8 protein-coding genes and 1 pseudogene are annotated in these 12,693 nt (G+C 63.8%); 7 read left to right on the top strand and 2 right to left on the bottom strand.

Annotation, left to right across the window (positions count from 1 at the left end; translation table 11 throughout):
* Nucleotides 1-136 precede the first annotated feature (136 nt).
* Nucleotides 137-1,123 carry an arsenic resistance protein gene (locus PV760_RS13390; protein WP_502921442.1) on the bottom strand — a complete coding sequence of 329 codons (987 nt, stop codon included), beginning with the start codon at nt 1,121-1,123 and terminating at the stop codon, nt 137-139.
* Between the two features lie 439 nt (nt 1,124-1,562).
* Between PV760_RS13390 and PV760_RS13385 the strand changes: the two genes are divergently transcribed.
* From PV760_RS13385 to PV760_RS13370, 4 genes are all read left to right on the top strand, one after another.
* Nucleotides 1,563-1,805: a hypothetical protein gene (locus PV760_RS13385; RefSeq protein ID WP_354627985.1), complete on the top strand. Its 243-nt coding sequence runs from the start codon at nt 1,563-1,565 to the stop codon at nt 1,803-1,805.
* A 9-nt stretch (nt 1,806-1,814) separates the two neighbouring features.
* Nucleotides 1,815-2,069 carry a hypothetical protein gene (locus PV760_RS13380; RefSeq protein ID WP_354627984.1) on the top strand — a complete coding sequence of 85 codons (255 nt, stop codon included), beginning with the start codon at nt 1,815-1,817 and terminating at the stop codon, nt 2,067-2,069.
* A gap of 132 nt (nt 2,070-2,201) precedes the next feature.
* Entirely contained in the window at nt 2,202-3,371 is a 1,170-nt protein-coding gene (locus PV760_RS13375; RefSeq protein ID WP_354627983.1) for an ATP-binding protein, read from the top strand.
* On the top strand, nt 3,364-4,410 hold the full coding sequence (locus tag PV760_RS13370) for a TolB family protein (protein ID WP_354627982.1): 1,047 nt from the start codon (nt 3,364-3,366) through the stop codon (nt 4,408-4,410). Before PV760_RS13375 ends, PV760_RS13370 begins: the two co-directional genes overlap by 8 nt.
* 49 nt (nt 4,411-4,459) lie before the next feature.
* Here PV760_RS13370 and PV760_RS13365 read toward each other — a convergent pair.
* A pseudogene (locus PV760_RS13365) lies at nt 4,460-9,320 on the bottom strand (DUF4082 domain-containing protein).
* A gap of 449 nt (nt 9,321-9,769) precedes the next feature.
* Here PV760_RS13365 and PV760_RS13360 point away from each other — a divergent pair.
* The 3 genes from PV760_RS13360 to lspA are packed head-to-tail and all read left to right on the top strand — an operon-like array spanning nt 9,770 to nt 12,626.
* Nucleotides 9,770-10,156 carry an ArsR/SmtB family transcription factor gene (locus PV760_RS13360; protein ID WP_354627980.1) on the top strand — a complete coding sequence of 129 codons (387 nt, stop codon included), beginning with the start codon at nt 9,770-9,772 and terminating at the stop codon, nt 10,154-10,156.
* Nucleotides 10,153-12,108 (top strand): heavy metal translocating P-type ATPase, encoded by a 1,956-nt coding sequence (locus PV760_RS13355; protein ID WP_354627979.1) that lies wholly within the window; start codon nt 10,153-10,155, stop codon nt 12,106-12,108. The genes PV760_RS13360 and PV760_RS13355 overlap by 4 nt, the downstream gene beginning before the upstream one ends.
* Complete coding sequence (gene lspA / locus PV760_RS13350; protein WP_354627978.1) at nt 12,105-12,626, top strand: signal peptidase II; 522 nt, start codon at nt 12,105-12,107, stop codon at nt 12,624-12,626. Before PV760_RS13355 ends, lspA begins: the two co-directional genes overlap by 4 nt.
* Nucleotides 12,627-12,693: the final 67 nt, after the last annotated feature.

Raw genomic sequence — 12,693 nt, 5'->3', positions numbered from 1 at the left:
CGCGGGTCTTCGATGTGGAGGGCAACACCGAAGGTGTGCAGTTATTGGAGGACGTCGTCGAATAACTTGTCGGCGAAGTTCAGGACGTAACCTGCGCTTGAAACCGATGGTCATCGTGCCGATAACCGGGCGGGCGTCAGGCGGGTTGTTGGCGGCGCTCTTTGACGATCAGGGGTAGGAATCTGACGTAGACCACCATGCCGACGAGCTCCACAAGGGTTTGAGTCACTACTACCAAGGCAGCAAGGTCCAACTGGCCGGGCAGCGCCAGCGCCAACGGCAGGACGACCAAGGAATTGCGGGTAGCCCCACTGAAAACAACGGCACGAGTGGCGGCGATATCGAGTTTGGCCCGTTTGGCGGCGATCAAGCCCAACGGCACCATCACCACCAAGAACGCAGCGTAGAGGGGCAAGACCGACAGGAGGGAACCCAGTTCTTGGCCGACTCCGACGATCTGGGAACCGACGACGACGGCCAGCGTGGTCATCATAAGTGGCACCATCAACGCCTGCATTAACGACATGACCACCGCTCCCGCGCCCGTTCTCCGGGCCAGTGCCTGTGTCAGTGCTGCTGTGGCCAACGGGATGATGATCAGAACGATGAGTGCCTCAACAAAAGGGGCCGGGTCAATTGCCGACACCAGATCAGGGCCGACGAAGAGCAGCAGATAGAGCGGAAGCAGAAGCATCTGCGCGAGCATCAGCACCGGCGCTGCCGCGAGAAGCCGGTCACCTGCCCCTCCGGCAAGGCCCGTAAACACGATGACGTAGTCAATGCATGGGGTCAGGAGTACCAGCAAAACCCCAACGAGCAGAGCCTGGTCTCCGGCGATGAACCGGGTGAGACCCCACACCACCAGCGGAACGACGAGGAAATTCAAAACCAGCACCGTGGATAGGAACCGGAAATCGCGGGCGGCCTTACCGATGGATGCAAAGGGTGTCCCTAGGAAGGTCGCGTAAAGCAGCAGTCCGAGTACAGGGTTGATTGAATGTTCCAGCACAGTTGCGGACCCGGGTGCCAGGAATCCGACGACGCCGCCGGCGAGGATGGCCATGAGGTAGAGGCTGATCTGATGGCGTTCCATCCAGGCGACGAGGTTCGGGGTGTTCACCATTGCAATGCTAGGTGAGCCCGTCCTGACGGTATGAAACGCCGCCGGTTCCCCGTACAAAACGCTGCTCCCGTTGCCCGGTCTGGACGGCCGGCGGAACAGCTCAACGGGAGAAGCCTGCCGTGGTAGGTGCGGGCTCCACCCCAAAGCGGACCACTTTGAGATTTTCAGGGGTCTCCACCTGCTCTACAGTGGGCAGACAGGACCCTGTCCTACGCGCCGTTCGTCGCTGTTGGTTTGAATGTGCGGGGGAGTCCGAGAGCCTAAGATCCAGCCCCGCCGTGCATTCGTAAGGTCCGTTGCACGGCCTGAGCGTCTTGGGTCTTGCCACCTGCCGCACGCAGTGCCAAGGTCTAACTAATACTCCTCCACGCACCACATGATAGGACTCAGGCCAGGGGGTTGCGCTATGAATCAATGGTTCCTTCCACCGGGCGGGATCATGAGCAATTACATTGCTCCCGGACAAACCGTCCGCCACTCGTTCTGGTGGGAAGACCGCGCGTTTGGACCTGCCATCCTAGCCGTGGCCATGCCGCCCTCAATCGTGGTTTCGACAGGAGGAGTGACGACGCTCAGTAACGGATTCAGCCAAAGTCGCGACCGGCTCACCTACTTCGCTGATCTACGGGCGGAGAGCTCCTACGGCGCCAGCTATCGTCTCCTCATTACAGCGCTGCGATAGGAGGCGCCCATGAAATGCACGGTTATCAGCGACGAGCACGGCAGGATAATCGCCATTGGTTCGGCGCCGGGTCCGGTGGAATCCTCCGACGGGGCGGGGCCAGCGCTCTGGCACGAGATCCTGCCATTTGAAGGACAAACCAGCCAGATCGTGGACGTACCCGATGATTTGCTTAACGACGCTGAGCAGCTGGCAAATCTGCATCAAACCCACCGTCTTCGCGGGGACAAAGTGGAGACTACTGACGGTCTAGCCGCGGGCTAGGCTCCGGGGAATGTGGAGGAACACCCCGGATGTCTGTCGGCCGACGCCGGTCGGTAGTTAACGGGCATCATCTTCTATCCGGAACTATAAGCGATTATCCAATAAAGTGGATACTCGCTTATAGTTGTTGATATGGAAAGTGCCTTGAATCCTTACTCGCCCGGTTCGGGCCGACGGCCTTTCGAGCTGGTCGGGCGCCAGAGCGAGATCGATGCGTTCGATTTACTGCTGGCCAAGACCCGACAGCGAAGACCAGACCGGGGGATCGTCCTTCATGGTCTGCGCGGGGTGGGCAAAACGGTTCTGCTGAATGAGTTTAGGCGTCAGGCCGAACGTGCGGAGTTCATGGTCGTCTTCCTCGAGGGCAGGGACGCCGAGGGGGGTCCTGAAGCCGTGCGGGCCAAACTCGCCCGGAACCTTCTGCAGGCAGGGCGGAAGCTGAACCGCCGCGGAGCAGGGGAACGACTCTTAGCGGCACTTGGCAGCATCGCATCCTTTTCCGCGAAACTGGGCGTGACTGGGATCGATATCGGCGTGAACCTCAATCACGGCCGCGCTGACTCCGGATCGATCGAAGTGGACCTGGAAGAACTGATTGAGGACCTCTGCCTGGCACTGGCGGAGAAGCGCTCGGGTCTGATCTTCATCATCGATGAAATGCAGGATCTGGACGACGGACTCATTGCCGCGCTTTTGAGCGCCCAGCATCTGGCCGGGCAACGCGAATGGCCTTTCTACATCGCGGGGGCGGGCCTGCCCAACCTCCCCTCGGTACTCAGTGAAGCGCGTTCCTACGCCGAAAGGATCTTCAACTACCGCAGCATCGGAGCGCTGTCGAGGGAGGCCGCCGAGGCGGCCCTGATCGCCCCGGCCCAACGCTATGGGGCGTCATTCGTACCCGAAGCCAAAGACCTCCTCCTGAACGCATCGGGCGCGTACCCATACTTCCTGCAGGAATACGGATACGCCGCTTGGGAAACAGCCCCGGAGAAGACCGTAACCTTCGACGACGCCAAAATCGCGGTGGAAATCGGCCGCGCGCAGCTGGACCAAGGATTCTTCCCCTCACGCTGGAAACGCGCCTCGAAGGCAGAGAAAGACTTCCTCCGCCTGATGGCCATCGACGGTGATGAAGGATCCAGCACAGCCGAACTTGCTGAACGGGCGCAAAAGAAGCAAAGCTCCATGACCATGACCCGTGCATCGTTGATCGACAAGGGGATCATTTACGCACCGGCCCTCGGTGTTGTGGCGTTCACCGTGCCAGGAATGGCTGACTACGTCAAACGCCTTCATGAATAGGACAAACGCAGGGGCCGGCGCCACTGTAGGCGGGAGGTTGCGGTGGGGCATTCTCCTGACGGTTACCGCACTGGTCCTGGCCGGAGCCGCAATCTACGCGGTAGGAGCCTATCAGCGCTTCGAAGAGAGCCGCACTGCCAACTCATCCGTGGGGGTCACTGCGGGCCAACCTCTCCCGGAGGTTCCTTTCGTCCTGTTCAGGAACACGGCCAGCGGGCAAGGGTATGGCAACGCTGCAACGGTGCCTCTCTCTGCCCCTGCCGGTACGCGTGCAGTCAGTGAGCAGGCGTGCGAAAGGGTCTATGGCACGTCCTCCATGGTGGTCTGCCTCAAGTCCAACCGTGGCTTGGTGACGACGTACGAGGCGGCCATCCTGAACCGTGACTGGCAGCAGGAACGGGCGTGGCCCGTCCCCGGCATTCCGAGCAGGACGCGCATCAGTCCGGACGGTCCCATGATCGCCACCACTGTTTTCGTCTCGGGCCACTCCTACACGCAAGCCGGGTTCTCCACAGCAACAGAAATCACTGTGCCCGACGGCGGTACGGGAAACCTGGAGGACTTCGCCCTCTTCGTGAACGGCGAACGGCTGCTGTCCAGCGACCGGAATATCTGGGGAGTCACGTTCGCACCCAAGCAGAGCGATGTCTTCTATGCCACCGCAGCATCCTCAGGACGTATTTGGCTCGTCCGGGGAAGCCTGGCAGAAAAGACCCTGACGGCCATCCGTGACAACGTCGAATGCCCCTCCATTTCACCTGACGGCACCCGGATCGCGTATAAGAAGAACATTGGTGGGCCGCTGACCGCTCACTGGAACGTAGCCCTTCTTGACCTGGCAACGGGTGAGGAAACGGTGCTCCCGGAAAAGCGCAGCGTCGATGACCAGATCGAATGGCTGGACGATCAGAACTTGCTCTACGGTCTGGCCGACGAGGACACCGACGGGGACAGCAACATCTGGAAACTCGGCACCGATCCCTCGTCCCAGCCGGGCCTCTTCATCGAGCACGCGTGGTCTCCCAGTGTGGTCCGCTGACGTCCATTACGGGACGTCACGTCAGCAGTCTAAATGCCCGCCCCATGCGTCAGCAGGTTCCCAGCAATTCACAGCAGCCCTCCCGACCCTGTCGGACTGGGTGAAGGACTTGGCGAGGGAGTCGCCGTCGCGCTTGCGGATGGTGCCGGGGTTGCGCTCGGGGTGGGAGCCGCCCGTGCCGGTGTGGTGGCCGAGTAGAGGACGTCGACGAAGTAGTTCGTGGAGTTCCACGAGCTCGTGGGTGCAGCTCCGCCGGTCCCGTACCGGTAGCGGCCGTTGTCAGGGCCAGCGGCGGTGAATACCCCACTGACCCACGTCTGGGCGAAGAACGCCGGCGTGTAGGCGTAGCGGCCGTTGGGCGCCAGATAGGACACGGTGTAAGTTTCCCCTGGAGCTACGGCTACCGGGGAGGACAGCATCGCGGTTTGCCAGCCGGTCGCTGTTTCGTTCGTGAATGTCACCTGGCCAAGCCGTGTTCCCGCGGCGTTCCACAAGGAGCCGATGTGGGTTCCGGTGTTTCCGGTTCCCTTGTAGAACCGGATGCCGGTGACGTTACCGGCTGCGGAGACCGTGAAATTCGTTCCCAGTTCAACCGATGACGCATCATCGGAGGCTCCTGTCTGTGGTTGGAGGTCGCCGAAGATGGAGGATTGCTCGGCATCAGGGTCGGCCGTGGTGAACTGCCAGGTGGTGGTCGGTAGTGTTTGGCCCTGTTGGGATTCGAGGTTGCTGACGCTGACGGCGATGGCTGTGTTGCCCGGCAGGGGAGCCGCCGGGGTGAAGGTTAGGGTGCGGCCGTCGGTGGACAGGGCAGCGCTGCCGGCCAGGGGTGCCTCGTTCGCCGCCAGCGCGAACGAGGCACCCGGCTTGATGGCGGAGGAGAGCGTGAGCGTTGGTTTGACGGTGACGGGCACGGCCGTGGCGTCGGCTGCGGGGGACCGGTCGGTGATCGTCAGCGGGGTTACCGCGGCCATGAACACCAGGTCCACAAGGTAGCTTGCCGTGGAGGGCGAACTGGGGAAGTCGTTGTTGTAGGCGAATGCACCGGAATTGGGTGCTGTCCTTAGCGGTCCGCTCGTGAAGCCGGCGCCGAATCCGCTGGCTGTGTAGGAATAGTTGCCGCCCGGGGACTTGTAGGCCGCCACGTACTCGGTGTTGGCGTCGATGGTCACCGGCTGGCTGAATGTCGCTGTCTGCCAGCCGGAGCTGGACTCGTTGGTGAACGTGGCGGTGGCCAGAAGCTGCCCGCCGGTCGTGTACACCGAGCCGGTGTGCGTTCCGGTGTTGCCTGCGGCCTTGTAGAACCGGACGCCGGTGATCTGGCCTGCAGTGTCGCTGGCGAACCGGACACCCAGGGATAGAGGCACCCCGTCGTTGGCCTCGGGTGTGCCCGGCGTCACCGTGTCTTGGTAGAGCGTACAGGGGCACGTCCCTGGTGTTCTGGGGGCGGGGACGGTTCTGAAGGCCCATGTGGCGTTGCTCAGTGGTTGTCGGGACACCGCGGTCGCCGTGACGGTGGCGGTGTACGACGTATCTGCCGCCAGTGGCCCGGCCGGAGTGAACGTGGCCTTCCTTGTTCCAGGGTCGTAGCTGGTGGCTCCGGCCACGGTGGTTCCGCCGGCGTCTTTTACCGTCAGGGTGACGGTGGCGGCTTCGGCCGGTTCGGACAGGACCGTGCTGACGGCGGCATCCAGTGGAACACTGGAGGAGCCGGGAAGCGGGGATTGGCCTGTCGGGGCGAACGCCGGCGGTGGAACCGTCACGATGACGTCCACGAGGTAGCTGGCGTTCGACCGTGATCCGGGGAAGTCACCGCTGTACGTGTATGCGCCGGCGTCCGAAGGTGTTCGCAATGGTCCGACGCTCATGCCGGATCCGAACCCGTTGGAGGTAGCGGAATAGGTGCCGGTCAGTGACTTGTAGGACACGATGTATTCCGTGTTCGCGGACATCTGGACCGGTTGGCTGAACATCGCCGTCTGCCACCCTGAGGCGCTCTCGTTGGTAAAGGCAACAGTTGCCAGTTGCTGTCCGGCCGCCGTGTACAGGGCCCCGTTGTGCGTGCCTGTGTTGCCGGCCGACTTGTAGAAACGCATGCCCACGACTTCACCGGCTGAAACACTGGAGAACCGGACGCCCAGCGTCAACGGAACGCCGTCCCGGATTTCGGCGATGCCCGGCGTGACAGAGTCGTCGAAGAGGCTGCACGGGCAGGACCCGGGAACCGGCAACGTCGCCGCGGTCGTGAAGGACCAGGTTCCACCGGTTGTGACCGGACCGCCCAGGGTGTCCGTCCCGGCGAGGGTGGCCGTGTATTGGGTGCTGAAGGCCAGGGCGCTCGTTGGCGTGAAGGTCGCCCGCCGTGTGGCAGGGTCGTACGCTGTCGTGCCGGCCACTGGCCCGGCGGGGGACTGCAGTGTCAGTTGGACGCTGGAGGCAGTGACGGGTTTGGAGAACACTGCGCTGACCTTGGTGTCCACGGAGACGCTGGACGAGGACGGGAACGGGGTGTGCCCGGACACTGTCATGGGCGTGGTGTCGGCTGTGCCGAACAAGGCGTCGACGAAGTAGTTTCCGCCGTTGTAGCTCGATGTTGGGAATCCGGGGGAGGTGGTATAGACACCGGCCGGCTCGGCTCCGAAACCGCCCGCCACTGTCAAGGGCGCGTTGGTGGAACCAACGCTCGCCCATTGATAGTTCTGGATGGAGTAGCGGCCGTTCGGCGTCCAGTAAGAGACCGTGTATTTCTGCCCGGCGGCCACGGGGACGGCTTGGCTGAACAGCACGGATTGCCAGCCGGAGGGTGTCTCGTTGGTGAACGTCGCCGTGGCCAGCCGTTCGCCGGTGGAGCTCCACAGGGACGCGGTATGTGTACCGGTGTTGGCTGCGCTCTTGTAGAAGCGAACCCCGGTGATGAAACCGTCCGCCGTGGGGGTGAAGCGCAGGCCCATTTCGTAGCTGCCGCCGTCACCGGAATCCTGTACGGTCGGTATGGTCTGGCCAAAGACGCTGTAGGGTCCGCTCAAGACCAGGCTCCTGCTGGTGGCGGCCCCTATGTTGGCGCTGTCGTCAATGGCCCGGGCCTGGATGGTGGCGGTCTCGAAGCCTTTCTGGATATAGGTGTACGTCCAGTTTTGTTTGCCCACGGCGGGGTGCCACGTGCTCCCGCCGTCGGTTGAAACCTCTACGCCGGCCACCACCCCGCCCGTATCGGCGGCGGTTCCCGTAACGGTCACGCTGGTTCCATGGGGCACAGCGGCGCCGTTGGCCGGGGCTGTGATGGCAGCTGTGGGCGCGGTCCGGTCCGTGCTCGCGGCGGCCGCAGTCAGCCCGGCGGCACGGGTCGCAGGCTGGGCGCCCATGTCGGCCAGGAGGTTGACTTGAGCCTGCCGCATCCGCGGATCTGCCGGTGCGCCCTCGCCGTCATGCACCTCATCCAGGCCCCACGTCCACTGGACACTGCCAGCAGAGAACACCAGCGCGCCGCTGGCGGCGCGGTAGAGGGTCACGTGGTGGGTCGTTGTGCCGGGAAGGACCGTGTTGCCGAAGTCCTGAAGATACTGAGGTACCTCGCCCACGGTGGTAGACAACCGGATCAAGCCCGGTGGGCGGAACCCGTTGTCCAGGTCCTCGTCGGACTCATATCCCACTGTATGGGGCGCCAGGGCGGTCGAAGAGCCGGGCGGCAACGAGGTGAGGGAGGTATTGCGCCACAGTCTGGTCTTGCCTTCCTCCGAATCGACGGTCACCGGCAAGTCGGAGTAGTTGGACATGTAGATGGTTCCGGTCAGCCCGTTTTCGGGCAGCCCGCCCCCGTTGGCCTGGGCTGCGAACCGCGGGTCCCGCCAGGTGCCGGTCCATTCGGGGCTGGGGTCGATCTTTTCGTTGGCCCAAGTTTCCTTGTAGGAGGTCAGCGTCCGTCCCGCTACGCCATCGACCGGGGAAGGTTCGAACCGGGTGCGCCAGTAGCCCTCGTTTCCGGAGAGGAACTGCAGGTTCACCCCAGCGTCACGGGCGGCAGTGATGTTGGCGCGTTGGGGGCCGGACCAGTATTCGTCGTGCCCGACGGAGAGGAAAACCTTGTGGTTCAACAGTTGTGGGCCATTGCGGTCGGTATCGCGGCCGCTGATGTAGCTGACGTCGTAGCCGTTTTGCTCCAGGAAGCGCACCATCGGGTATTCGTTGGAGAAGTAGAAGTCCCGGCCACCTGGCCCGCCGCGGGTGGCTACCGGTCGGTTGTAACTGACCTTGTAGGCGCGGCCGTTTGCCCCCTGGTAGAAGTCCGAGCCACCGTAGGAGTTATAAGCCTGCCAGGAGGGATCGGAAGTCTGGAAGACCACATCGGATCGGCTGCCGTCGGAACGTACGATGAAGGTGATGTGACTTTGTCCGCCGGTATCGGGCCGGGTCAGAAGGGCGACGTAGACACCTGAGACCGCGGTCGCGGGGACCTGCCACGTTGCGGACACCGCCCAGGTCCCGCAGTCATACAGCCCTGTGGTGAGGTCAGTGAGGCATTGGGGCTGGTTTTGACGCAGCACGGACGGTGTCACATCAGCGACCTTGCGGGCACCGAGACCTCCGTACCAGCCTGTGCGGTAAACTGCGATGGTGTAACTGGGAGCTGTCGTGTCAATTTTGAAGCGAATCGGCTGGCCCGGATTGACGCTGATTTCGGTCGAGAAACCTTGAATGCTGTCGTCACCGGGACCGGAAATGTCCCACTCCGACGGCGGACTTCCGGCTTTGGAGTTCTCACAGACAACAGGGTTCAGCACAGGGTCGCAGGGCCCTGATGCGAGGGCTGCCGGGACAGTCAGGGGCAGCAGCGCTGCTACCAGGGTGATCACCAGGGGCGCAATAAAGCCCTTGAGGGGTGACTGCGGCCGGGTGGCTGAATGACCGGGCATCGGAGCTCCTGGGGAGTGGTACGCCTGTTGCGAGTATGGATCCGTGCTTGACACACGGTTCCCTGCTTGCCGCTCCCCAGCCAGGGTCAAACCAAAAATCTTCAGTTATGAAACACCCGGGTCCTTGTACTAGAGGTGGTCATGAAGAACGACCGAACCGGATCCGCCATCGACCTTGTAGACCAATAGGTCGAAGCACATCATCAAGTAACCCTTGGCAGGAGTGTAGGGGTGCGGCGGGTGCGCGGCAAGGCTTCCCGCCTAACCAGGTCCGGATTTCCCCGTACCGTCAGCCCAACGAGGGTCTTCGGCTCCAAGGCCAACGACAGACACCGCCCCGTCCCGGTACCGGCCTCACCAGGTCCGGCACCCTGGTAGCGGTCACCGAATCAGGACCGGTTCCGAAGATTCAAGGCGACTGCATCCAATATTGCCGCTATCATCGTCTTATGACGATTGATGATGTGTTCTCGCCTGAGCCGTGCGCCCCGCTGGACCCTGCGGCTGCCCTGTTCCATTCCCTCAGTGATCCGACCCGCTTGAGTATCGTGAAGAGGATGGCCGGGGGTGAGGTTCGGGTTGGTGACCTGACCGGGGAGCTGGGCCTGGCACAATCCACGGTATCGGCCCATGTGGCGTGCCTGCGTGACTGCGGCCTGGTCGAAGGGCGCGTCCAGGGCCGGAGCGTGTACTACTCGCTCTCCCGCCCGGAGCTGATGGACATGCTGGCGCAGGCGGAAGTTCTGCTGGCCGCGACCGGTAACGCGGTCAGTCTCTGCCCGAACTACGGAATCGGCAGCACCGATGTCTCCGTCATCAAGGAGGCGTCCCGATGAGTGATGCGTGCTGCAGCCACGATGAGCCAGCCGGTAGCGAACACAAGGAAACAGAAGAAGAAGCCGTTGGTTTCTGGCAGGTCAGTGAGGTTCGCGCTGCGGCGACGTCCGGGGTTCTTCTCCTGGCCGGCTGGATCTCTTCACTGGCCGGAGCGCCGGAGTGGGTGACGTTCCCGCTGGAAATCGCTTCGCTGCTGATCGCTGCGTGGACGTTCGTGCCCTCCACCGTGCGGAGGCTGGTCAAGGGAAAGATCGGCGTCGGGACGCTGATGACCATCGCGGCCGTTGGTGCCGTGGCGCTGGGCCAGTTCGAGGAAGCGGCCATGCTGGCCTTCCTGTACGCGATTTCAGAGGCCCTGGAAGAATACTCCCTGGCCAAGACGCGCCGGGGTCTGCGGGCTCTGCTGGACCTGGTCCCGGCCGAGGCAACCGTCCTGCGCGGTGGCCTCGAAATCACCATCGCCCCTGCCAGGCTGGTCCTCGGGGACCGGATGGTTGTTCGCCCGGGTGAGCGGTTGGCCACCGACGGCCGGATCCTCACGGGCCGGACCTCCCTGGACACCTCGGCGCTGACCGGTGAATCCGTGCCCGTGGAGGCAGGGCCCGGCAATGAGGTCTTTGCAGGATCGATCAACGGCACCGGCCCGTTGGAAGTCGAAGTGACCAGCACCGCGGAAAACAACTCGCTGGCCAGGATCGTACACATCGTGGAAGCCGAACAGTCCCGTAAGGGCCCCGGCCAGCGCCTGGCGGACACCATCGCCAGCAAACTCGTCCCTGGCATCCTGATCGCTGCCGCCCTGATCACCGTCTTCGGTTTCATCGTCGGCGAACCGCTGCTGTGGTTTGAACGCGCCCTGGTCGTGCTGGTCGCAGCCTCACCGTGCGCCCTGGCCATTTCTGTTCCGGTTACCGTTGTCGCCTCGGTCGGGGCTGCCAGCCGCATCGGCGTCCTGATCAAGGGCGGCGGGGCCCTGGAAACCCTCGGGAAGATCCGCACCATCGCCCTGGACAAAACAGGAACACTGACCCGAAACAAGCCCGCCGTGATCGACGTCGCCGCCAACGGTACAGCGACCAAAGCACATGTCCTGGCCCTCGCCGCCGGGCTTGAAGCACGCAGCGAGCACCCCTTGGCCCGTGCCATCCTCGCCGCCACACCCGACCGGGCGCCGGTCACCGATGTGGACACCGTCCCCGGGGCCGGGCTGACCGGCCGGTTCGAAGGCAAAACCGTCCGACTGGGACGTCCGGGCTGGATCGAGGCCGGCCTCCTGGCCGGGCAGGTCGAGCGCATGCAGCGCGCCGGAGCCACTGCCGTGCTGATCGAGGAAGCCGGGGAGGCCATCGGAGCGGTCGCCGTCCGCGACGAACTGCGGCCCGAAGCCAAGGACGTCATCGCCCGGCTGACAGCCGCCGGATACACCACGGCCATGCTCACCGGCGATAACCTCATCACGGCCACCGCGATGGGCAAGGACGCCGGAATCACGCAGGTTCACGCCGAGCTGCGCCCGGAAGACAAAGCCGAGATCATCCGCACCCTGAAGGGCCGCGCCCCCACCGCGATGGTCGGTGACGGCGTCAATGACGCCCCCGCCCTGGCGACCGCCGACACCGGCATCGCCATGGGCGTCATGGGCACCGACGTGGCGATCGAAACCGCCGACATCGCCCTGATGGGCGAGGACCTGAACCACCTGCCCCAAGTCCTTGAACATGCCCGACGGACACGAGGCATAATGCTGCAGAACGTTGGGCTGTCCCTGCTGCTGATCGCCGTGCTCATCCCACTGTCCCTGTTCGGTGTGCTCGGCCTCGCCGCGGTGGTCTTTATCCACGAACTCGCCGAGGTCCTCGTCATCGCCAACGGTGTCCGGGCCGGCCGGATCAGCCGAAAAGCAGCGCTCAAGGCCACCCAACCCTCCCCGGCCCTGGAGCCGGCATCATGAGCACTGAACCGGCGTCAATGGCCACGGCCACGCCGGGCCCCGCGAACCGGACCTCGCGGCGGATCCGGGTCCTGCTGGTTGTTGTCGCGGCCGCCCTGGCCGCCACGGATCTTATCCTCAAGGCCGTGGCCGAGGCCGTTCTCGCTACGGGCGCTACCAACGATGTCGGGCCGATCAACATCCGGCTCGTCTTCAACCGAGGAGTCGCTTTCAGTATGGGCGCGGGCCTGCCATCCTGGGCCGTCATCGCCGGCACAGGGGTGATCCTGGCCGCCCTGCTCTGGTTCCTGCTCGCCGCAGCGCCCCGCATGTCCCTGCTATCCCGGGCCGGGGCGGTCCTGTTGCTCGGAGGAGCCGTGGGCAACTTCATCGACCGGCTGGACGGGCAGGGGGTGGTGGACTACCTCCACACCGGATGGTTCCCCACCTTCAACCTCGCCGATGTATTCGTCACCACCGGCGTGGCGGTCCTGATCCTCGGGGCTGTCCTTTCCCCGAGGCCACGAACGGAGGACTAGCTCTGGCCGGTCCGTCCGGGGCCGGCGAGGGTGATTCTGGCCAGGGCCCGAATCCAAAGATTCGGTC

Origin of the sequence: Paenarthrobacter sp. CC6, from assembly GCF_040560085.1 — a bacterium.
GTDB lineage: Bacteria > Actinomycetota > Actinomycetes > Actinomycetales > Micrococcaceae > Arthrobacter > Arthrobacter nicotinovorans.
Note: the sequence above shows the minus strand (reverse complement) of the source record. Positions and strands in the feature narration are given on the sequence as shown.